General features: G+C 67.5%; 24 protein-coding genes and 1 tRNA gene. 6 read left to right on the top strand and 19 right to left on the bottom strand.

Annotated elements, in window-relative coordinates:
* Positions 1–44: 44 nt before the first annotated feature.
* The 6 genes from ACFTSF_RS16065 to ACFTSF_RS16040 all read right to left on the bottom strand — a co-directional run bounded on the left by ACFTSF_RS16065 (position 45) and on the right by ACFTSF_RS16040 (position 6,881).
* Positions 45–1,028, bottom strand: a complete 984-nt coding sequence (locus ACFTSF_RS16065) for a LuxR family transcriptional regulator (RefSeq protein WP_380154477.1) — start codon at positions 1,026–1,028, stop codon at positions 45–47.
* A gap of 35 nt (positions 1,029–1,063) precedes the next feature.
* The gene (locus ACFTSF_RS16060) at positions 1,064–1,828 is read right to left on the bottom strand and encodes a hypothetical protein (RefSeq protein ID WP_380154476.1); all 765 of its coding nucleotides are present in this window, start codon (positions 1,826–1,828) and stop codon (positions 1,064–1,066) included.
* Positions 1,829–2,130: 302 nt separating this feature from the next.
* On the bottom strand, positions 2,131–3,567 hold the full coding sequence (locus ACFTSF_RS16055) for a GuaB1 family IMP dehydrogenase-related protein (protein WP_380154475.1): 1,437 nt from the start codon (positions 3,565–3,567) through the stop codon (positions 2,131–2,133).
* A 132-nt stretch (positions 3,568–3,699) separates the two neighbouring features.
* A complete protein-coding gene (katG, locus tag ACFTSF_RS16050) occupies positions 3,700–5,940 on the bottom strand; it encodes a catalase/peroxidase HPI (RefSeq protein WP_380154474.1) in 2,241 nt (746 codons plus the stop codon).
* A gap of 39 nt (positions 5,941–5,979) precedes the next feature.
* Positions 5,980–6,387 (bottom strand): Fur family transcriptional regulator, encoded by a 408-nt coding sequence (locus ACFTSF_RS16045; protein ID WP_380154829.1) that lies wholly within the window; start codon positions 6,385–6,387, stop codon positions 5,980–5,982.
* A 116-nt stretch (positions 6,388–6,503) separates the two neighbouring features.
* Entirely contained in the window at positions 6,504–6,881 is a 378-nt protein-coding gene (locus ACFTSF_RS16040; RefSeq protein WP_380154473.1) for a winged helix-turn-helix transcriptional regulator, read from the bottom strand.
* A 61-nt stretch (positions 6,882–6,942) separates the two neighbouring features.
* On the opposite strand from ACFTSF_RS16040, the gene ACFTSF_RS16035 reads away from it, so the two are divergent.
* Positions 6,943–7,335 carry a nuclear transport factor 2 family protein gene (locus ACFTSF_RS16035; protein WP_380154472.1) on the top strand — a complete coding sequence of 131 codons (393 nt, stop codon included), beginning with the start codon at positions 6,943–6,945 and terminating at the stop codon, positions 7,333–7,335.
* A gap of 46 nt (positions 7,336–7,381) precedes the next feature.
* On the opposite strand, the gene ACFTSF_RS16030 is transcribed toward ACFTSF_RS16035, so the two are convergent.
* From ACFTSF_RS16030 to ACFTSF_RS16020, 3 genes are all read right to left on the bottom strand, one after another.
* Entirely contained in the window at positions 7,382–7,801 is a 420-nt protein-coding gene (locus ACFTSF_RS16030; protein WP_380154471.1) for a hypothetical protein, read from the bottom strand.
* An 82-nt stretch (positions 7,802–7,883) separates the two neighbouring features.
* Positions 7,884–8,735: a hypothetical protein gene (locus ACFTSF_RS16025; protein WP_380154470.1), complete on the bottom strand. Its 852-nt coding sequence runs from the start codon at positions 8,733–8,735 to the stop codon at positions 7,884–7,886.
* A 40-nt stretch (positions 8,736–8,775) separates the two neighbouring features.
* Positions 8,776–9,558, bottom strand: a complete 783-nt coding sequence (locus ACFTSF_RS16020) for an alpha/beta hydrolase (protein ID WP_380154469.1) — start codon at positions 9,556–9,558, stop codon at positions 8,776–8,778.
* A gap of 6 nt (positions 9,559–9,564) precedes the next feature.
* On the opposite strand from ACFTSF_RS16020, the gene ACFTSF_RS16015 reads away from it, so the two are divergent.
* The 5 genes from ACFTSF_RS16015 to ACFTSF_RS15995 all read left to right on the top strand — a co-directional run bounded on the left by ACFTSF_RS16015 (position 9,565) and on the right by ACFTSF_RS15995 (position 13,768).
* Positions 9,565–10,212 carry a TetR/AcrR family transcriptional regulator gene (locus tag ACFTSF_RS16015; RefSeq protein ID WP_380154468.1) on the top strand — a complete coding sequence of 216 codons (648 nt, stop codon included), beginning with the start codon at positions 9,565–9,567 and terminating at the stop codon, positions 10,210–10,212.
* A 78-nt stretch (positions 10,213–10,290) separates the two neighbouring features.
* On the top strand, positions 10,291–11,205 hold the full coding sequence (locus ACFTSF_RS16010) for a LysR family transcriptional regulator (protein ID WP_380154467.1): 915 nt from the start codon (positions 10,291–10,293) through the stop codon (positions 11,203–11,205).
* 164 nt (positions 11,206–11,369) lie between these two features.
* Complete coding sequence (locus tag ACFTSF_RS16005; RefSeq protein ID WP_380154466.1) at positions 11,370–12,518, top strand: NAD(P)/FAD-dependent oxidoreductase; 1,149 nt, start codon at positions 11,370–11,372, stop codon at positions 12,516–12,518.
* The gene (locus tag ACFTSF_RS16000; protein ID WP_380154465.1) at positions 12,515–13,342 is read left to right on the top strand and encodes an NAD(P)H-binding protein; all 828 of its coding nucleotides are present in this window, start codon (positions 12,515–12,517) and stop codon (positions 13,340–13,342) included. Before ACFTSF_RS16005 ends, ACFTSF_RS16000 begins: the two co-directional genes overlap by 4 nt.
* A gap of 3 nt (positions 13,343–13,345) precedes the next feature.
* The gene (locus tag ACFTSF_RS15995; protein WP_380154464.1) at positions 13,346–13,768 is read left to right on the top strand and encodes a YybH family protein; all 423 of its coding nucleotides are present in this window, start codon (positions 13,346–13,348) and stop codon (positions 13,766–13,768) included.
* Positions 13,769–13,781: 13 nt separating this feature from the next.
* Here ACFTSF_RS15995 and ACFTSF_RS15990 read toward each other — a convergent pair whose 3' ends face one another.
* From ACFTSF_RS15990 to ACFTSF_RS15945, 10 genes are all read right to left on the bottom strand, one after another.
* Positions 13,782–14,846 (bottom strand): hypothetical protein, encoded by a 1,065-nt coding sequence (locus tag ACFTSF_RS15990; protein ID WP_380154463.1) that lies wholly within the window; start codon positions 14,844–14,846, stop codon positions 13,782–13,784.
* 3 nt (positions 14,847–14,849) lie between these two features.
* Positions 14,850–15,533, bottom strand: a complete 684-nt coding sequence (locus tag ACFTSF_RS15985) for a hypothetical protein (RefSeq protein WP_380154462.1) — start codon at positions 15,531–15,533, stop codon at positions 14,850–14,852.
* Between the two features lie 219 nt (positions 15,534–15,752).
* Positions 15,753–15,825: transfer RNA gene (locus tag ACFTSF_RS15980), tRNA-Ala, on the bottom strand.
* A gap of 75 nt (positions 15,826–15,900) precedes the next feature.
* On the bottom strand, positions 15,901–16,701 hold the full coding sequence (locus ACFTSF_RS15975; protein WP_380154461.1) for a hypothetical protein: 801 nt from the start codon (positions 16,699–16,701) through the stop codon (positions 15,901–15,903).
* Positions 16,702–16,798: 97 nt separating this feature from the next.
* On the bottom strand, positions 16,799–17,416 hold the full coding sequence (locus tag ACFTSF_RS15970; RefSeq protein ID WP_344145320.1) for a GNAT family protein: 618 nt from the start codon (positions 17,414–17,416) through the stop codon (positions 16,799–16,801).
* A complete protein-coding gene (locus ACFTSF_RS15965) occupies positions 17,416–17,904 on the bottom strand; it encodes a molybdenum cofactor biosynthesis protein B (RefSeq protein ID WP_380154460.1) in 489 nt (162 codons plus the stop codon). Before ACFTSF_RS15965 ends, ACFTSF_RS15970 begins: the two co-directional genes overlap by 1 nt.
* Complete coding sequence (gene moaC, locus ACFTSF_RS15960) at positions 17,901–18,380, bottom strand: cyclic pyranopterin monophosphate synthase MoaC (protein ID WP_380154459.1); 480 nt, start codon at positions 18,378–18,380, stop codon at positions 17,901–17,903. Before moaC ends, ACFTSF_RS15965 begins: the two co-directional genes overlap by 4 nt.
* Positions 18,377–19,603: a gephyrin-like molybdotransferase Glp gene (glp, locus tag ACFTSF_RS15955; protein ID WP_344145317.1), complete on the bottom strand. Its 1,227-nt coding sequence runs from the start codon at positions 19,601–19,603 to the stop codon at positions 18,377–18,379. Before glp ends, moaC begins: the two co-directional genes overlap by 4 nt.
* Before the next feature lie 10 nt (positions 19,604–19,613).
* Complete coding sequence (locus ACFTSF_RS15950; RefSeq protein ID WP_380154458.1) at positions 19,614–20,117, bottom strand: GNAT family N-acetyltransferase; 504 nt, start codon at positions 20,115–20,117, stop codon at positions 19,614–19,616.
* Positions 20,114–21,505 (bottom strand): UTP--glucose-1-phosphate uridylyltransferase, encoded by a 1,392-nt coding sequence (locus ACFTSF_RS15945; protein WP_380154457.1) that lies wholly within the window; start codon positions 21,503–21,505, stop codon positions 20,114–20,116. The genes ACFTSF_RS15950 and ACFTSF_RS15945 overlap by 4 nt, the downstream gene beginning before the upstream one ends.
* Positions 21,506–21,535 lie beyond the last annotated feature (30 nt).

Genomic DNA, 21,535 nt, shown 5'->3' with positions numbered 1-21,535 from the left:
AATAAACGAGCCACCCGGAAGTTACTTCAACCGCTCAAGTATGTCTACGGTGCGAGGTACTTCCGCACGTCGTCCGCCACCTGCGCCCGGTGCGCCATCCCGTATTTGCGCAAAATCGCGCTCAGATGGGTCTTCACGGTGTTGAGACTGATCCCCAGCTCAGCCGCCAGCTGATCGTTGTCCAACCCGTCCACCAACAAGACTGCGATCCCCTGCTGAGCCTTCGTCAGCCCCGCAAACCGCCGTTCCGGCCCCTCGTCAGCCTCCATCAGCATCTCGATCAGCTCGGACTGGATGTGCTCGGTCGTCTCGACGATCCGGGTCAGGTGCCCATGCACCTCAGTCGGTACGTCGTCCGCCGTCATCGCCTCCGCCGCGATCTCCCGGATCGACGCGATCCGATGCGTCAGGTACTCCGCCACATGATCCGACGTGAGCATCCCCGGCCCGACATCCCCCGCCGGCAACCGCCGCAACGCCTCCCGATCCTCCCCCTCCCGCGTCAGCACCCGCTCAACCACACCGGCGATCCACTCAAACGCTCGTACGGCGTTGGCGTCGTACGAATGCGCCTCGTAGCTCTGCATCGACAACATGCCGAACAGCTGATCCGCCCCATCCTTCACCGACCGGAAGATCGGCACCGTCACCGCATCCGCCGACCGCCGCCCTACTTCCCCGATCGGTACGCCGGCATGCAACGCGGCGCCGTTGTCGTACGCGAACCGATAAGTCTGCCGATGCTTCAGCAACCACGCGGTCTGCCCCTGAGGCCCGAACCGATGCGTGTCCGGATCGACGTACTGCCCGTCGTCGTACCCATACGGATACCGCACCCGCGTAGCCCCGTGCAGGAACCCCACATAGAACGTGTCCACCCGCGCAACCTTCGCCACCACGACCCGCACATAGTCGTACAGCCCGTAGTGATCGGCGCGGAACAGCGCCTCGATCTTGTGATAGGCCTCGCGCAGGATGATCGCGGTCTCGGCGTCAACCCTGAGCGGGGCCGGTCCGTCCTCCGGCACGACCCACCCCTGCTCTATCGATCAACAACCCCTGACTATGCCGAAGCCACGGCCGAAAGCCAAGGAGTAATCCACAGCGACTGCGGATCGACGTACGGCGCGAGGGCCGCGGTCACCTCCGGGTCGCCTGCACCATTCAGGTACCCGGACGCAATCCGGTAGGTGATGCCGGCCAGGAAGTCGGCGATCTGCACGCGGTGGTCGACGAAGGAGTCCAGTTGGTCGATGGCGGCGATGGCCGGGCTTGCTTGGCGGAGGGCAGTGATTCGGGCTGGGGAGAGGGTGGTCTGGCGGTCGTGCGCGATGTGGACCGGAGTGCCGTCGCTCCAGTATTCGGCGGCTCGGATGATTGCGGGGAGTAACGGATCGAGTCGCGGGAGTACGGCGGTCTCGTGGGCCCGGAGGTAGTCGTTGGCCGCGTCCAGGAATGCGCGGGCTTCCCCGGTACGGCGGTAGGCGTCGTACAGGAAGGGGATGGTCGCCGGGCGCGCGCCGAGGTAGTCGACCAGGGCGGTGATCAGGAAGTGGGTCTTGTCGATCACGAAGACGCTGGCGTTGCCGGGGAGCGGGCCGTTGGGGCCCAGGAACCAGAGCAGGGTGGCGCGGTGTTTGGCGCGGAGGAGGTGGTTGGCCTTGTACATGGTGGCCGGTGATTTGATGCGGTCGCGGAGTTCGGCGACGCAGGCTGCTGCGGTTTCCTCGTCCAGGCGGATGCTTGCGTGCGCGAAGACATCCGTGACGCCGCCGACCAGCTTCTCACCCTCGTATCCGGATTCGTCACAGACGATGGTGGTCGGCACATGTCGACTCTCTCACCGGGTGCAAACACTTTTCCACCCTGAACGGCAGTCGCGGGTGGGGAGGAATCCCCGAGTCGCCCTCCCAAGCCTCGGCCGAATCCCAGTCCACCACCCGCGACCACGTCCAGAACGCCGTACATCCCGCACTGCTCGATCTCACTCCCCCAGCGAGATCGAACACCACCTGCAGTGTGTTTGGCGTTCTCTCCCCCCTGCTGACTACAGCGTGCCACCGCCGACAGGGCGTGCCAATCGCTCTCCGTATGAGGTTGTTGTGTTCTCAACCTCACCCCGGGAGTGAGTCACCAACTGGTGTCCATCGGCTTGCCTTCGGCGTAACCGGCCGCGGTCTGCAGGCCGACAACCGCCTTCTCGTGGAACTCGGCGAGGTTCGCAGCGCCGACGTACGTGCAGGAACTGCGCACTCCGGAGACGATCGAGTCGAGCAGATCCTCGACACTCGGGCTCTCCGGGTCGAGGTACATCCGCGCCGACGAGATGCCCTCCTCGAAGATCGCCTTCCGGGCCCGCTGGAACGGGGTGTCCTCGGCGGTCCGCAACCGCACCGCGCGGGCGGACGCCATACCGAAGCTCTCCTTGTACATCCGCCCGTCGCTGTCGCGATGCGCATCCCCGGGCGACTCGTACGTCCCGGCGAACCACGAGCCGATCATCACGCTCGAGGCGCCGGCGGCCAGTGCCAGCGCGACATCCCGCGGATGCCGTACGCCGCCGTCCGCCCACACGTGCTTGCCCAGCTCACGCGCTCGCGTCGCACACTCCAGCACCGCCGAGAACTGCGGTCGACCAACGGCCGTCTGCATCCGCGTCGTACACATCGCGCCCGGTCCGACACCGACCTTGATGATGTCGGCGCCGGCCTCGACCAGATCGCTCACACCCTCCGCAGTCACCACATTGCCCGCAACGATCGGGACCTCGGGACTGAGGCTCTTCACCGTCCGCAGTACCTCGAGCATCCGCGCCTGGTGACCGTGCGCGGTGTCGATGACCAGTACGTCGATTCCCGTGTCCAGCAAGGCCTTTGCGCGCTGCTCGACGTCCCCGTTGATCCCGATCGCGGCCGCGACCCGCAGACGCCCTTGAGCATCGAGCGCCGGCTCGTACAGCGTCGCCCGGAGCGCCCGCTGCCTCGTGAGAATGCCCACGATCGTCCCAGCCTCGTCCACCACCGGCGCCAGCCGATGCCGCCCGTCATGCAACTGGTTGAACGCGGCCTGCGGATCGATCCCCGCCGGCACCGTCAGCAACTCCCGCGACATCACCGCATCCAGCTGCGTGAACCGATCCACCCCAGCACAGTCCGCCTCGGTGACAACCCCCACCGGCCGCCCTCGATCAACCACCACTACTGCCCCATGCCCCCGCTTCGGCAGCAGATTCAGCGCCTCCCCCACCGTCCCCGAAGGCGGCAACACCAAAGCCGTGTCATGCACCGGATCCCGTTCCTTGACCCAGGCAACAACATCCCCCACCACATCCACCGGAATATCCTGCGGAATCACCGCCAACCCACCACACCGAGCCAACGTCTCCGCCATCCGCCGCCCCGACACCGCAGTCATATTCGCCGCGACAACCGGAATCGACCCCCCACTCCCGTCCCCCGTCGAAAGATCCACATCCAGCCGCGACCCCACCCGAGACCGCCCAGGCACCAAAAACACATCACTGAACGTCAGGTCCCCCGCGGGTTCCCGGTCGTGGTGAAACCGCATAGCAGGCTCCTTAAGGTGGCGAAACCTCGCCAGCCTGCCACGCCACTCCACCCCTCACAAGCATTTCCCGCGCCCACAGCAACGAAAACCGGCCCGCACCAGATGGTGCGGGCCGGTCCGTTCAGTACGTGATCAGCGGTGCAGGTCGAAGCGGTCGAGTTCCATGACCTTGTGCCAGGCGGCGACGAAGTCGGTGACGAACTTGGACTTGGCGTCGTCGGAGGCGTAGACCTCGGCGACGGCGCGGAGTTCGGAGTTCGAGCCGAAGACCAGGTCGGCGCGGGTGCCGGTCCACTTGACCTTGCCCGAGGAATCCTTGGCCTCGAAGAACTCCTGGCTGCTGTCGGTCGACTTCCACTCGGTGCCCAGGTCGAGCAGGTTCGCGAAGAAGTCGTTGGTGAGCGTGCCGGGGTTGTCCGTGAGGACGCCGTACGTCGAGCCGTCGTAGTTGGTGCCGAGGACTCGGAGGCCGCCGACCAGGACGGTGAGCTCGGGGGCGCTCAGGGTGAGCAGGTTCGCCTTGTCGAGGAGGAGGTACTCCGCGGGGAGGCGGTTGCCCTTGCCGTAGTAGTTGCGGAAGCCGTCGGCGGCGGGCTCGAGGGCCTCGAAGGACTCGATGTCCGTCTGCTCCAGGGTCGCGTCCGTGCGGCCGGGAGTGAACGGTACGACGAGGTCGACGCCGGCGTTCTTGGCCGCGACCTCGACGCCGACGCCGCCGGCGAGCACGATCAGGTCGGCCAGCGAGACCGGCTTGGGGAACGACTGCTGGATGCCCTCGAGGGTGCGCAGTACCTGGGCGAGCTGGTCGGGGTTGTTGACCTCCCAGCCGGCCTGCGGCTGCAGGCGGATGCGGGCGCCGTTCGCGCCACCGCGCTTGTCGCTGCCCCGGAAGCTCGACGCCGACGCCCACGCGGTGGACACCAGCTGCGAGACCGACAGGCCGGAGGCCGCGATCTGCGCCTTCAGCGCGTCGATGTCGTCGGCGCCGATCAGCTCGTGGTCGACGGCCGGGAGCGGGTCCTGCCAGATCAGCGTCTCGGCGGGAACCTCGGAACCGAGGTAGCGCACGATCGGGCCCATGTCGCGGTGCGTCAGCTTGAACCAGGCGCGGGCGAACGCGTCCGCGAACTGCTCCGGGTTGTCCTTGAACCGGCGTGAGATCGGCTCGTAGATCGGGTCGAAGCGCAGCGCCAGGTCGGTGGTGAGCATCGTCGGCTTCTTCTTCGGACCGTCGTACGCGTCCGGGATGATCGCCTCGGCGTCCTTCGCGACCCACTGGTTCGCGCCGGAGGGGGACTTGGTGAGCTCCCACTCGTAGCCGAACAGGATCTCGAAGAAGTCGTTGCCCCACTTGGCCGGCGTGGTGGTCCAGGTGACCTCGAGGCCGCTGGTGATCGCGTCCTTGCCCTTGCCGGAGTTGAAGGTGCTCTTCCAACCGAGGCCCTGGTGCTCGAGGTCCGCGCCCTCGGGCTCGACCCCGACGTGCTCCTCGGCGTTACCGGCGCCGTGCGTCTTGCCGAAGGTGTGACCGCCGGCGATCAGCGCCACGGTCTCCTCGTCGTTCATCGCCATCCGGCCGAAGGTCTCGCGGATGTCGCGCGCCGAGGCGATCGGGTCCGGGTTGCCGTTCGGGCCTTCCGGGTTCACGTAGATGAGACCCATCTGTACGGCGCCCAGTGGCTTCTGCAGCTCGCGGTCACCGCTGTACCGCTCGTCGTCCAGCCAGCCCGTCTCCGGGCCCCAGTAGACATCGGTCTCCGGCTCCCAGACGTCGGCCCGGCCACCGGCGTACCCGAAGGTCTTGAAGCCCATCGTCTCGAGCGCGACGTTGCCGGTCAGGATCATCAGGTCGGCCCAAGAGATCTTCTGGCCGTACTTCTTCTTCACCGGCCAGAGCAGCCGCCGCGCCTTGTCCAGGTTGGCGTTGTCCGGCCAGCTGTTCAGCGGCGCGAACCGCTGCTGCCCCGCACCCGCGCCACCGCGGCCGTCGCTGATCCGGTACGTCCCGGCGCTGTGCCACGCCATCCGGATCATCAGCGGGCCGTAGTTCCCGAAGTCGGCCGGCCACCAGTCCTGCGAGGTCGTCAGTACGTCGGCGATGTCGGCCTTGACCGCGGCCAGGTCCAGCGTCTGGAACTCGGCGGCGTAGTCGAACTCCTCGCCGAGCGGGTTCGACACGGCCGGGTTCTTGGCCAGGATCTTCAGGTTCAGCTGGTTCGGCCACCAGGCCCGGTTCGCGTCGCCCGAGGTCGGTTGCACACCCTGACCGTGGGCCACCGGGCAGCCGCCGGTCGCCTGGGCGTTCTCTTCGCCGCGGCTCTCTTCGCTGCCTTCACCGGGCAGCGGCTCGTGCCGCTCGTCGTTCTCGGACATCTGAATCCTTCCAGGACTGGACGTGTTTTTCACAGAAGGTCAAGCACAGTCGGAGCAAAGCCCCCAGTAGATGACCTCGGCCTCGTCGATCACGAACCCGTGGTCGTCCGACGCATGCAGGCAGGGCGCATGCCCCACCGCACAGTCGACATCGGCAATGGCGCCGCAGTTCCGGCACACGACATGGTGGTGGTTGTCGCCCACCCGCGACTCGTACCGCGCAACCGACCCGAGCGGCTGAATCCGCCGTACCAGCCCCGCCGCCGTCAACGTGTGCAACGAGTCGTACACCGCCTGGTGCGAAACCTCCGGCAGATCGTTGCGCACGGCCCCGATCAACGAGTCCGTATCGGCATGCGGGTGCGCATACACCGCCTGCAACACCGCAACCCGCGGCCGCGTCACACGCAGCTCACTCCCCCGCAGCAACTGCTGGAGCTCTTCCACGGTCGGCACCCCTGCAGTCTTCCCCCTTTTCTGGAATGAGTCAAGATTACCTGCCGCAACACCAACCGACCGTCTCCCAACGAGACTGTGAACATCCTCCTGCGCCGCGCGCGGGGCTAGCCGAGGATTCGGTTGTCGGCGGCGTCGTCGTACCGGTTTTGGGCTGCTTGTACGTCGTCTACGTAGGACTCGGCCCAGACTTGGAGTGCCTGGAGTGGTTCGTGGAGGGTTCGGCCGAGGGGGGTGAGTTGGTAGTAGGCGTGGTCCTGGTGGATGTGTTCGACCATGCCGTCTCGCTCGAGTGCTCGCAGCGTGTCGACGAGGACCTTCTTGGTGATGCCCTCCACCTGACGGTGTAGTTCGCCGAAGCGCAGCGGTTGCTCGTGGAGCAGGATCACGATCATCGCGGTCCACTTGTTCGCGATCCGCGCCAGCGATGCTCGCGACGGGCATTGGGCGGAGAACACCGTCCACTCGCGGTTCGATCCGGTCACGTTGAAGTAACCACCCTCTCCTCCGGCACGCTGGGATCCCAGCTAACCATGGAGGATGGACATGTCAGCCATAGATGTCGTAGGCAAGTACGGCGCCGCCGTCGCGGCCGGTGATCTGCAAGCTCTCGCCGCCACCCTGCACGCGGATGCCGTCTGGCACCAGCCGGGCGCGAACCCGCTGTCCGGCGACCACGTGGGCCCCGACGCCATCGTCGCCCACCTCGGCCGCTTCTTCGCCCTCAGCAACGGCACCTTCACCCTGGAAACCGAGTCCGCCACCGAAAGCGGCAACCTCGTCTCCACCACGGTCCGCTTCACCGCGAAGCGCGAAGGACTCCCCGACCTTGACCAGCACGGCGTCGACGTCTTCCGCGTCGACGGCGACAAGATCGCCGAGATCTGGCTCATCGGCGAGGACCAGGCCGTAGAAGACGCCTTCTGGAGCGCCGCTTAGACGCGACGAGCGATCAGCCGCCAGATCAAGCGCTACCTGAGTTCGGTCATCCCTTGTACAAGCAGAAGGAATAGATGACGCGCCCCGTTGTCGAACTGTCGCCGCGCGGCTCGAACCACAGCGTTCCGTCGCCGCGGGGCTGGTAGTTCAGGCTGACGGTCTTCGTGACCTTGCGCCCCCGCGTGCCGAGCAACGTGGTGGAGGTACTGGATCCGTTCTGCGCCTTCCGCACGCGGATCATCTTCACGGTGCCCGTGATCGAGTACGTGACCCGCACCTTCGCATCCCCACCCGGCCAATTCCGGTAGCCGTAGCCAATCCCACCCAGAACGCTGTCCGGCTCATTCGAGGACCGCACACAAGTCACCGCCTCAGCCTCGCCGGCCCCCGGCACCACCACCCCGGTCGCCATCAGCAACCCGACCAAAGGCGCCGCCACAAACACCCGTCGCAAAGAAAAAGTCACAATCACTCCTAGCTCGTCAGGACGACGTCAGGCTAGAAGCGCGCACCTTCATCCCGCTGCCCGTACACCACCCGTACTGCGATCAGCGTGTGGTTGTGGTGAGTTCGCCGGAGAGGAGGTCGATCGCGTAGGCGCGCGCAACCTCCGGACGGGAGATGTGGAGGACTTTCCCCTTCACGGCAACGGTCCAGCCGCGAGCGACCTCTGCCGGAAGATCGACGCACAAAGCCGTCGCGTCGGCCGCGAACAACAGGTGTACGAACGGCCCGTGGGGGCGCCCGAGCCCTTCGTGTCCGTCGCCGTGCGAGCCGCTGGGATGGGGGACATAGAGCGTCGCCACACTCCGTCCGTCGCGGGTTGACGCGCGCGCGATCGGCAGCCCGGCCATCTCCTCGCCCGAGGTCCGCTTGTCAGCCACCGCGTCAGGACGCAGAGCAGCAGATGCCCGGTCATACGCACGTACGACGTACTTGCCGGAATCGGCCGGCGGTCGGTGCTCGATGAAGTAGATGACGGCCCCGTCGGGCGACCAGGCGTCGTAGGTGAAGTCACCGGGCAACTCCACCAGCTTCGACGCCATCGCCTTCAGGTCAAGGACCATGAACCGACTCACGCCTCCCCGAGAGCCGGCGGCTTCGGCCAGTACGGCCCGGCTGCCATCCGGTGTCGCGCCGTCCGCCGGACCGTCCGCCACGACCCGCGGCAGCACCCAGCGCCCGTCAACCTCCAATGGCCGACCGGCACCGCCCGCCACAGACACCGACGTACGAGTCTCGGCGGACTGAACCCGGATGCCGACCGACCCAGCGCGCAGCTCTGCAGTAGTGGTGGCGGCCGGCTGCTCGGCGACACTGATGACGCGGTCCGGCTCCGAACTGCAACCGGCGATCACCAAAGCGCCGGCGATCAGCACTGTGCTCCTGGAGAGATGCATGCGGACTCCCGACGTGGGCTGAGGCAGTTGGACAACTCACCTACACCGCTGCGGCGCGCCAGGTTCCGCTCGGCCTCAGGTGCCTGGTGAGGAAGGCGATCTGGTCCGCGACGACCTGCTCGACGACCGGCGGGTGATAGACGGTGAAGTGGTCGGCGTCGTAGTGCTTGAGTTCGGCACGGGGTGCCTCGGCGACCACCTTCTCGGCGATCTCCGGCGCGATGAGGTTCTCCCGGTCGCACGCCGCGACCAGGAGCGGGCACCGTACGTCGGATGCCTGTGCCGCGGCGTTGTAGAACAGCATGCCCAGTCCCGAAGCGGCGGTGATGCGGTTGTCGAACTCGCTGCCCGGCGGGGTGACCGACTGCCAGCCCTCGAGCGCGCCGGGTTGGTTCACAAAGGCCTTCTCGCCTGGCCGACCCACCAGCGGCACGTATCGCCGCGGCAGTCGCAGCATGGCACGGAACAGATCGGCGACGATTGGCCCTGTCATCCGGGCGAGGTGACGGGCTCCGGCGCGCAGCACAACAGCGCGCCCGCTCAGCACCGGGCATTGCACGACCGCCGCAGCGAGGTCGGGGTGGCGGGCAGCGGCCGCGAGCGCATGACTGGCGCCGAACGACGTCCCCCACACCGCCAACCGGGCCGGATCGACCTCGGGCCGCGATCGGGCGAATTCGATCGCGGCGTCGACATCGACGGCGTACCGGCGCTGGCTGACCAACTGCCGCGGCTCACCGCCGGATTCGCCGAGATTCCGGAAGTCGAAGGCCACCACGGCGATCCCGGCTTCCGAGAACCACCGCTCGTACTGGCCGAGCATCATCTCGTGGGTAGCGCCGCCGCCGTGCACGAGTACGACGGCCGGGTGCGGCCCATGCCCGCACCGAAGAAGTTCACCCGCGCCCAGCTGCAGACCGTCGCCCTGACCCTGGTCGACGAACAGGGCCTGGCCGCCCTGACCATGCGCAATCTCGCATCGGCGCTGGGCACCGGCCCGATGACCATCTACAACTACGTAGACAGACGCGAGGGGCTGGAGCAGCTAGTCACCGAAGCCGTCATGGCCGAGGCCCACTGGGACACCACCCCAACCGACGACTGGACCGACGCAGTAGCCGCAGTAGCCGAAGGCATGTGGCGAGCCGTCCGCGCCCACCCGAACGCCGTACCCCTGATCCTCACCCGGCGCATCCTGGACGCGGCAACACTCACCCCAGCCGAGGCACTACTAGAAGCGCTGGCCCGCAGCGGCAGATCGGGAACCGGCCTACTGGTCGCCTTCCGCCTGGTCTCCGCATTCATCACCGGCTTCGCCCAAGCCGAGTTCGCACCAACCGACCAAGCCGCCGCCCTACCCGCCGACCAGTTCCCCCACCTGGTCGCCATGGCCCACACCGCCACCGCCAGCAACCCAGAAGCCGAGTTCCACTCCGCCCTGAGCATCATCCTCAAAGGCCTTCGGCTCGACGGGTGATCCGGTGATCGCTCATACTCGGTGTTCAGGTTGGCTGAACAATTGTTCGCCGTGGTTGAACACCCGATGTGAGGTGCTGTGGAACGTCAGGAGATCGAGACGTTCCTTGTGCTGTGCGAAGAGTTGCACTTCGGCCGGACCGCCAAGCGCCTCCGGGTCTCGCCGGCGCGCGTCACCCAACTCGTCCAGAAGATCGAGCGCCGGATCGGTGCCGCCCTGTTCGAGCGCAACACGCGCGGTGTAACCCTCACCGACCTCGGCCGGCAGTTCCAGCGCGACCTCGCGCCCGCACACGAGGCCGTGGAGCAGGTCGTCCAGCGGACCATCCAAGCAGCCAAGGGGATCGACGGCGAGCTCCGGCTGGGCTTCCTCGGTACGGCGAATGGTCGGCACCTGGTCGAACTCGCCCGCAGCTTCGAATCGCGTCAGCCCGGATCCACCGTGCGTCTCGTGCTGGAGGCAGAGGTCGGCGACCACCTGCGGCCGCTGCGGCAGGACCGGGTCGACATCCTCGCCGTACCGCTGCCTGTCCGCGAGGACGGCATGATCGTCGGACCGGTGGTCCTGCGCGAGACCCTGCTGATGGCCGCACCCGAGGGCCACCCGATCGTACGGCGGGGTTACGCCACGATGGAGGATCTCGCCGACCACCCGGTCGTCGTCGCAGCAGGTGATCCGGAGGCGTACTGGATCGACTACTTCGTGCCGAGCCAAACGCCGTCGGGGCGGCCGATCGAGCGCGCATTCCTGGTCGAGAGCCTGCAGGCCGGTGTCGCGCTGGTCATGGCGGGCAAGGGCATCGGCCCGATCCTGGCGCAGTTCGCGCAGTACAACCAGCATCCCGGGATCGCCTACACGCCGATCGAGAACGGTCCGCCCGTCGCGTCGGCACTGATCTGGCGGGCCGACCGCGAAACCGAACTCGTCCGGGCGTTCGCCCGGCTCGCCGAGGATCACGGTCCGGTGATCCTCGACTGGCCCCCGGCTCAGTAGTGCGGACCTGCGAAACAATCCTTGAACGACGCTGAACGACGGCGAGGCATTCACGCGGGTCTTCAACCGTGCTGAACAGCCGTTGAGCACATCGCCGTTGCCGCCGGTTCTTCCTGAGCCCGACAGTGGATCAGCACCGATCCCCTGAACTCCGGTAGGAACCCATGGACCCGAAGCACCGCATCGTCATCCTCGGCGCCGGCTACACCGGCATGATGGCCGCCCACGGCATCGCGCGCCGTACCAGGAACGCCGACGTCACCCTCGTCAACCCGACCGACGTCTTCAACGAACGCCTCCGCCAGCACCAGGCCGCGGTCGGTCAGCAGCTCGCCGTCCACCGCATCCCCGATCTCGTCGCGCCGGCGGGCGTCACCTTCGTTCAGGGCCGGGCGGCCCGGATCGATGCCGCCAACCACAGCGTGGTCCTTGCTGACGGCAACGACCTCACGTACGACTACCTCGTCTACGCGATCGGTAGCGCCACCCCGCGCTCTGAGCACGCCTTCGCCATCGACGATCCGCAGTTCGCACAGGCCCTGCGGGACAACGCTGAGGGCGTCCTCACCGTCTGCGGCGCCGGTCTGACCGGCATCGAAGCGGCCGCCGAAGCCGCCGAGGCGTACCCGAAGATGCGAGTGATCCTGCTCAGCCGCGGCGAGCCGGGCTCGATGATGGGTTCGAAGGCACGCACCTATCTGATGAACACGCTCGACCGTCTCGGCGTCGAGATCCGCACCGGCGTCACGGTCACCCGGATCCACCCGCACGCAGTCGAACTAGCCGACGGCGAACGCATCCCGACCGACATCACCTTGTGTACGACGGGCGTCGTACATGCTCGTCTTGCCGCAGAAGCCGGCATCGCGGTCGACGACGCCGGCCGGGTCACCGTCGACTCCGCCCTGCGTTCGGTCTCGCACCCCGAGGTCTTCGCGATCGGTGACGCGGCCGCGATCCGCCAGGCCTACGGCACCATCCACGGCACCTGCCAGAGCGCCATCCCCGCCGGCGCCCACACGGCCGAGTCGATCACCCGGATCCTGCGCGGCAAAGACCCGCGCCCATTCCGCTTCGGCTACATCCACCAGCCCGTGTCGCTGGGTCGCAAGGACGCCGTCATCCAATTCACCAACCCCGACGACACCCCCAGCCGCTGGTACCTCAAGGGCCGAGCCGCCATCGCCTACAAGGAAGCCGTCAGCTCGAGCCCGCTCAAGTTCTACCGCTCCAAATCCCCCATCCCCTCAGCCCTCACCAAACGAACCGGCGGCCGCCACAACCCCACCCTGAGCAAAGGAAGCTCCCGATGATCCTCCTCACCGGCGCCAACGGCGTCGTCGGCCGCGCTGTAGCCCGCCAACTCGTCGACAAGGGCATCCCCCTCACCGCAGTCACCCGCGGCGCATCCCCCGTCCCCAACACCGTCCAAGGTGACCTCTTCAACCCAGGTTGGCTGGAACCAACCCTCGAAGGCGTAGAAGCCATCCAGATCAGCCCCCGCGCCACCGGCCCCGGGCTGGGTGAGCTGTTGCAACTGGCATCCAAACAAGGCGTCAGCCGCGCAGTGTTGCTATCGGCAACTACCGTGGAGCACCCCGCTGGCGAGCCGCGCTTCGCAGCTCAGTTCAAAGCCGCCGAAGAGCTAGTCAAGGACTCCGGCCTCGACTGGACAATCCTCCGCCTGGCCGACTTCGCCGCCAACGCCCTCGCCTGGGCCCCGCAAATCAAGGCCGGCGACGTAGTCCGCGGCGCCTACGCCACCGCCACCACCTCACCAGTCCACGAGGCCGACATCGCCGCGGTCGCCGTACAGGCTCTCGCAGACAAGGCCCACGCCGGTTCAACCCTGACGCTGACCGGCCCCCAGCCACTCGACCAGTCCGCGAAGGTGCGGATCATCGGCGCCGCGATTGGCCGACCGCTGGCGTTCCAGGAACTGCCCGCCGACCAGGTCCGCCAAGCCATGCTCGCCCAATGCCTACCCGACGAGGTCCCAGCCCGCCTCCTTGGTTCCCTAGCTGACTACGCAACCCACCCAGGCCCCACCACCGAAACCGTGGCAGCACTCCTGGGCCGCCCCGCCCTCACCTTCACCGACTGGGCCCGCGACAACGCCCCCGCCTTCGGAGCCTGACACGTGACCGAATCCGCAATCACCGGACAGATCGACAAGATCATCGAGGCCCTCCGCGCCAAGGACCTGGACGCCCTGGCCCGGATCTACACCCCCGACGTCGTCTCCTTCGACATCGACCCACCCCTGCAACACGTCGGCCTCGCCGCGAAGCTGAAGAACTGGGAGCGAGTGTTCGCCGTCTTCCAGAAGGTGAGCTACGAAATCCGCGACCTGGCGGTCACCGTCGGCGAAGACATCGCGTTCGCCCACGGCTTCGGCCGCCTCAGCGGCACCCTGCCGACCGGAACCCGAACCCCCGGCATGTGGGTCCGAGCCACCTTCTGCTTCCGCAAACTCAACGACACCTGGCTGATCGCCCACGACCAGATCTCAGTCCCTTACGACATCACCACCGGCAAAGGCGTCGCCGACCTGGAACCGTAGTGAGATTACTTGTTCAGGAGGCAGGCGGTGCCAACTCGGTCGCGACCGACGCGTCGCCCGCTTCCGGTTCCTCGGGGGCGGTCCGGTAGGCGTCCAGGGTGGTGAGCCCCGGATGGAACCCGGTGCGGACGAAGTCGTCGACGAGAAGCCACATGGAGCGCTCGTCATCGATCCCCTGCGGGAGGGTGAGGCCGAGCGCCGCGGCCAAGGGGTGTCGGCCGAGGTTGACCATGGCTCGAACCGCACCGGCCCATTCGTCGGTGGACACGACGGCGAGGCGGTACCAGAGGAGAGTCAGCGGCAGCAGGACGGCAATCGTCGCGACGACGAGCCAGGGACGTACAACGGTGCCGGTGGCGAGGCCGACGACTGCGGCAACGATGACGATCAGGTGGCCGAAGAGCAGGCTGACGAAGAAGTCGACGCTCATCCGGGCGTCATCGGTCTGCTTGCGTGCGGGTTCGCCGACTGCTGCGTTGAGTTCGTGCCAGAGCACCTGCGTGTCGAGACGATAGCGGCTGTACCCGTACTCCTCGAACCGCCGGATCGCGTTGCCGAGTTGAGTCGGGGCGACCTGTCGATCATCGACCGGGTAGCGGTGCAGGCGCTCCTCCAGCAGCGCGAGCCAGACCGCACCCTTGTGGAGGTCGACTTCGAGGTAGCGGCCGATGACCCCGTGGGCGCGGAAGGCGGCCAGGACCGGCCGGTCGGCGACTGCCAGGGAGCCAGTTCGGTCCTGCAGTGCCAGGGCTGCTGCGTCGACTCGATTACGCAGCAGATGTTTGCGTGCCAGGTGGCGCCGGCGGCGCGCGTGGGCCAGCCACTTGGGCCAGCAGAGATAGCCTTCGAGAACACGGTAGAGCGGGGTTTGCAGCGCGGCCAGGACCAGACCGACCATTGCAGTGACGACCAGGCCGAATATCGCCCCGCGGGCAGCCTCGGCATCGAGCGCGTCGAAACTGCTGATCTTCGGTGTCACAACGACCCCGAAGATCAGCACGTTGATCAGGCTGGGCAGGATCCAGCCGACCAGCAACGCGCGTCCACCGGTCAGAGCGCTCTGAAATATCCCGGTCATCGGCTACTCGGATCGACGGCCGCGGCGCAGCACCCGGCGAAGCCATGGCTCGCGCACATCGGCAAAGGGCCCGGGGACTCCGGCGGGTTCCGTAGCACCAGCCATCTCCGCTCCGACCGCCTCGGCGAAAGGCAACGCCTGCTCGTACAACGCTTCGCGCAACACCTCGCGTGGCTTCTTGGCACCGTCCTCGGAGAACCGCGGCCCAGCCGAAGGACGCGCTCCAATCCACTGACCAGGACCGCTGTCCTCGACAGGGTCAGGGTCAGGTCGGTCGAGGTCAGCAACGCAGCGATCGAGTGCCTCCTTGGCCAAGGACAGTCGCACCTTGACTGCCTGGGGCGTTTGCGAGGCCCCGAAGGCATGGTCTGTCTGAGTGGAAGAGTCAGCGGCGAGCCTCGACGCCTCGACATATGCACCGAACGCGACCCGCAACTGGTAAGGCGCGATGCGCGGATGCGCTCTGTCGTCGAGGAGAACCAACTGAGCAAACGCACCCAGCACCGGTCGCACACCGGCATCAAGTTCGTCCATCGCCCTCAGCAACGCCGCCCTGGCATCGTCAACCCGCATGCCCCCCGCGCCCCGGGACCCCACCAACTGAAAACCCGGATCATCCCGCAGCCGAGTCAGCGCACGATCAATCTCCCCGCACACCGCCCGAATGACCCTCTCAGCCTCTTCCATGACAACCGACCGTACTCGCGCAAGCACCACCAGGCTCCCCCACCAAGTGTGTCGGCAACCAAGCAGCGTGCCCCCGCCGAAGCCGCCGATGCGAAGCGAGGCGCAGGGGGTGCGGGTGGCGAAGCCCCCGCCCGCGGCAAGCGAAGCGCAGACGCACAACACGACGAAGGCGAGGCGGCGAGCGCTGTCAAGCGCCGCACACCTCGCCTATCGACTTCGTGGAGCTGAGGGGATTCGAACCCCTGGCCTCTTCGTTGCGAACGAAGCGCGCTACCAACTGCGCCACAGCCCCAAATCGGGCCGCCATGGTTTCCCTGGCGACCGCGAAACTCTAACACGTTCAGGCCCGGACTCTAAAACCGGTTAGTCAGTCGCCGACGGCTCGCCTGACCTCGGGTTCTTCGGCGGCGGGGGGTGGGGTTTCGGCGACCAGGGGCTTCTCGGCGGGGTCCGTCGTACGGGCGCTGGAGAAGACCTCGTCGTCGGTGAGGGAGATGGTGCGGACGGTGCGGTCCGGGGCCTTCTCCTTCATCACGTACATGGGGAGGGTGACAGGGACGGGGTCCCAGAGGCCTTCGGTGGAGGCGGCGGGCTTCTCGACGACGGGGGCGGGGTCGGCGGGGAGCTTGACCTCGATGGTGAGCTCGTCGTCGGGGGACGGGGCGGGCTTACCGGCGGGGCCGCGGTCGTGGTGGGCCTGCATCCGGGTACGGCGATCTGCCGCGAGGCGGGCGCGGTCGCGGGCCTGGCGGCGGAGCTGGACGCGGGTGAGGATGACGAAGCCGACGATGAGGCCGGCCGGGATGGCGACGGTCCACCACAGGAGCATGCCTAGTCCGGCCAGTGCGGTCACCGACAACAGCGAAAGGGTCAGGATCGACAGGACCCGCCGGCGGCGCATAGCGGCCACCCGGCGGGCTCGGTTGGGGACGTAGCGCTTCGGTGGCGACAGGTCGTCAGCGGCCTCGACGTCCGGGACCTCGACAGAGCCCGGTGGACGGACGACGTACCGGGTGGTGGACGGGTCGCGCGACAGGACGCGTGCGTCGGCCGTCGACGGTACCGCCGAGCGGCGCCTGGCCTCGTCGTTCCGCTTCAGCATCATCGGGACGAGGTAGGCAGCCCACGCGGCGACGATCGCCACATAGATCAGTCCTGTCGTCCCCATGCGACGACGCTAAGACCCAGCGCGGGTCAGATGGGGTACGTGGCACGGTGTGTCGCAAGAAGACTCGTGTGACTGATGTGAACAGTACGGAGCGTAGTCACTCCAATCGGGAGACGAGACCCGGCCCGACTTCCTCACTGTTGAGCGCGAAGATGCGGTGGTCGCGCCAGTCGCCGTCGATATGCAGGAACCGCGGCCGTTCGCCTTCGTACCGGAAGCCGAGCTTGTCCACCACACGCAGACTGGCTTTGTTCTCGGGCCGGATGGCCACCTCGATGCGGTGCAGTCCGAGGGTGAACCAGCAGTGGTCGGCGGCCAGTGCTACTGCGGTCGGCACGATGCCGCGACCGGCGTACTGCTCGTCGACCCAGTAGCCGAGGTTGGCCCAGCGGGCTGAGCCGTAGGTGATTCCGGAAACAGTGAGCTGGCCGACCAGCGGCCACTTCGCCCGGGCACCTGCGCCGGCCGCACCGCCGTACGTGATGACGAAGGGGAGCATCCGGCCGTACCGCGCCTGCCGGTTCCAGTCGCGTGCCATAGCGCGGAACGTGCGTGCACCGTCGTCCGCACCGGGTGGTTGCGTCGCGTCCCACGGCCGCAGCCAGCTGACGTTGCGCTGCCGGGCTGCTGCCCATTCGGCACCGTCGCCGGCGCGCAGCGGCCTCAGTGCGACCTGTCCGTGTTGGAGCTCGACAGGCCAGTGGACGATCGCCATCAGTCAGTGTCCGTCCGCACGTGGTCCCCACCGCGCACCTGCTCGACCGCATGCCGCAGCAACGGCCCCAGTACGGCGAGGCCGTCCTTCACGCCACCACGCGACCCCGGGAGGTTCACGATGACCGTCGTACCGGCGACTCCGGCGAGCCCACGCGACAGTGCAGCAGTCGGTACGCCGTTCGCGACGCCGTACGCGCGGATCGCCTCAGCAACCCCCGGGACCACCTTGTCGACGACAGCCGCCGTCTCTTCGGGCGTGCAGTCCGTCGGTGAGATCCCCGTGCCACCAGTCGTCAGTACGACGTCGTACGCCGCCGCGACCGCAGCACGCAGCGCCTCACCGACAGGTGCACCATCTGGCACCACCTGCGGCCCGGACACCTCGAAACCCCACTCGCTCAACCGCTCGGCGATCAGCGGACCAGTGGTGTCGGTGTAGATCCCAGCAGCGGCCCGGTTGGAGATGCTGATCACCAGCGCCTTCACGAGCGCTCCCAAAGACCGGTCTTGCCACCCTCTTTGCGCTCGACCTGTACGTCGGACAGCACGGCAGCCGGGTCCAGTGCCTTCACCATGTCGATGACGGCGAGCCCGGCCACAGCCACTGCGGTCAGCGCCTCCATCTCGACACCGGTCCGATCAGTGGTCTTCACAACAGCAGTGATCAGTACGGCGTCGTCCGCCACCTCGAGCTCGACCTTGGCACCGGTGATCGCGATCGGATGGCACAGCGGGATCAGGTCGGGTGTCCGTTTCGCACCCATGATCCCGGCGATCCGTGCGACGCCGAGGGCATCACCCTTCGGGACGCCGTCACCGCGCAGCGCCGCGACCACCTCGGCCGAGACCAGAACCTTGCCAGAGGCAACAGCCCGCCGGGTGGTGGCGTCCTTGGCGGACACGTCCACCATCCGTGCCGCCCCCGTCTCGTCGACGTGGGTCAGCCCCCGGTCCTGCGTCATCCGGTCTCCTCGTCCAGCAGCAAGAGCTCCACCTGCTCACCGGCCCGGACCGACGTCACGTCCTCCGGGACCACGATCAGGGCGTTCGCCCGGCTCAGCCCGCCGAGCAGGTGCGAGCCGTGCCCGCCGACTGTACTGGCCATCCAGCCCTCGTCGCCGGACCTGGCCGCTGCGCGGACGAACTGTCGCCTCCCGGACGGGGAGTTGAAGCCGTCCAGGCACACTCCGCGGGTGAGACTCCGCCGGTACGGCATCTGGCCCATCAGCTTGCGCAGAGCCGGCCGCACGAACACCTCGAAGGAGACGTACGCCGACACCGGGTTCCCGGGCAGCGTGAAGATCGGTACCTCGTCGGCGCCGAGCACTCCGAAGCCCTGCGGTTTCCCAGGCTGCATAGCGACCTCTGGGAAGTCCACGGTGCCCGTCTTGGTCAGCACCTCTTTCACCACGTCGTACGCGCCCTTGCTGACGCCACCGGTGGTGATGACCAGGTCCGCACGGGACAGCTGGTCGTTCAGCGTGTCCATGATCTTCTTCGGATCATCGTCGACCACTCCGACGCGGTACACCTCAGCTCCGGCGTCCCGAGCACACGCCGCCATGGTGTAGCTGTTCGAGTCATAGATCTGTCCATCACCCAGAGCGGTACCCAGCTCGCGCAGCTCCGATCCGGTGGACACCACGACAACCCGCGGTCGCGGCCGCGCCTTGACCCGGGCCCGGCCAACAGCAGCCAGTACGGCGATCTGCCGCGGCCCGAGCAACGTGTCCCGCTCGAGCACCTGCTGACCCGCCTGCACGTCCTCACCGAACCGCCGTACCGATCCACCGAGTGGCGGCTGCTGGTCGATCCGCACGTTGACGGTCCCACCGTCCGTCCACTCCACCGGTACGACACTGTCCGCGCCGCGCGGCATCGGTGCGCCGGTCATGATCCGCATACACGTGCCCGGCGTGACGATGGTCCGCACCATCTGCCCCGCGCGCTGCTCACCGATCACCGGCAACGTGATCGGCGCCGCGCCGCTCGCACCGGCCAGGTCCTCGGCGCGGACGGCGTAACCGTCCATCGCCGAGTTGTCGAACCCGGGCAGGTTCACTCCCGAGACGATGTCCTCGGCGAGTACCAGACCCAGCGCCTCCATCAGCGGTTGGTCGAAGGCCGGCAGTGCGGTCACCCGCCCGAGTACGGCCTCCAGATGCTCCTCAACACTGCGCTTCACGTGCCCGACCCTAGTCGGTGACCGCCTCCGGGTGCTTACCCCACACCATCCGGACATCCGGTGCGCGCTCTTCGTTGGCCGCGCCATCGGTACGGCGTACTTCGGTGAAGCCGTGGGAGCGGTAGAAGGCTTGTGCGCTCAGATTGGTCTGGAAGGTCCACAGGGCGAGTCCGCCGGGCCGCAGGTCCTTGGCCAGATCGACCAGTGTCGATCCGATGCCACGGCCGGCCACCTCCGGGTCGACGTACAGCTGGTCGAGGTCGTCACCGTCCAGCGTCAGTACGGCGACGATCCGGCCGTCGTCGAGTCCCACCCAGGTCTGTGCGTCCGGGAGCAGTACCTCGGCGAACCAGGTCGCCACCTGCTCAGCAGTGTGGATCGCCGGCGGCAGCTGACCGCCTGGAGCGTGCCGTGAGCGCCACCAGACCTGCGCAGCCTCGTCGGTGTCGTACGGCTCCAGCGGCCGGATCAGGAGGTCGTCGACCGGGACGGTGGGGCGGGGAAGGTATTTCATGAGCCTTCGAGAACCGTCCCGTCCGGGACCAGCCGCCGCTCACCCGCAGCGGCCTCGATCTCGACCTCACCGACCACCGTGACGTCCTTGCCGAACACCACGTCGCCACGCACCTCGAGCCGGTCGGCCCGGACCAGCGACGGCGGTCCGGCCGCGAAGTGCGCGTCGAAGTCGGCCAGGATCTTGAAGTGCTCCGGGTCGAGGTCGACGTACGGCTCGTCACCCTCGTGCGTCGTGCTGAGGTCACCGGCGTCGTCGAGCTCGTAGACGTCCGAGCGCAGCACGAGCAGGTCGTTCGTGGTCTTGACCGGCTTGAACCGGCTGCGGTCCACGAGCACCGCCTGGGAGCCCTCGAACGTCTCGATCGCGGTCCCCATCCCGGTCTCCAGCTGGATCACCTTCGGCGAGCTGGGGTCGGCCGGGTCGACGGTCTTGCGGTTCACCATGATCGGCAGGCCCAGGATGCCGTCGTGACCGGCCATCAGGTCGGCCAGCCGGTCCAGGTCGATCCACAGGTTGTTCGTGTTGAACGTGCGGTGCCGGGTGATGTCCTGGAAGTACTTGCTGTCCTCCTCAGCGACCTGCGCGCTGTCCCGCAGGATCAGCCGGCCGTCCGACTTACGCACCGCCACGTGCCCGCCCTTGCGGTCGGACCGGGTCCGCCGGCAGACCTCCATCCCGAACGGCACGTCGTGCTCAGCCATCCAGGCGGCGATCCGCGGGTCCGCGGTCGCACCGAGGTTGTCGGCGTTCGAAATGAACGCATGCCGGAAGCCGTGCTCGCGGAGCGCGTCCAGCGTGCCGGAGGCCACCAGAGCGGTGAAGAGGTCACCATGGCCGGGCGGACACCACGCCAGCTCCGGATCCGGCTCCCACTCGGCCGGAGTGAGGTCGTCGGCCAACAACTTGGGTTCCATGTTCTGCAGGAAGTCCAGCGGCAGACCGTCGACCCGCAGGCCGTCGTACTCACTCAGGACCTGCAGGGACTCCTCCTTGGTGCGGAAGGAGTTCATCAGCACCAGCGGCAGCGGTACGTCGTACTTGCGCCGCGTGCTCAGGATCTGCCGGGCGATGATGTCCAGGAAGCTCAGCCCGTCCTTGACCGGCAGTGCGGACTTCGGTCCGGTGACGCCCATCGACGTACCGAGGCCGCCGTTGAGCTTGATCACCACGGTCTCGGCCAGCGCGGCCCGCATCGCCTCGGGGTCGGTGTCCAGGTGGTCCAGATGCGGCAGATCACCCACCGGCTCGATGTCGTCCTCGCGGATCGTCCCCTGCTGACCGGACTCCAGGAGCCGGTAGTAGTGGGTGAACACGCGGATGGCGACCTCTGCCGCCCCAGCCGCCCGCATCTTGTCCTGAGCTTGCTTCAACCCCACCGCACTCATGTCACAACCCTAGGGGACACGGGGTAATCG

The sequence above is a fragment of the Kribbella sp. NPDC056951 genome (assembly GCF_042674205.1).
GTDB lineage: Bacteria > Actinomycetota > Actinomycetes > Propionibacteriales > Kribbellaceae > Kribbella > Kribbella yunnanensis.
Note: the sequence above shows the minus strand (reverse complement) of the source record. Positions and strands in the feature narration are given on the sequence as shown.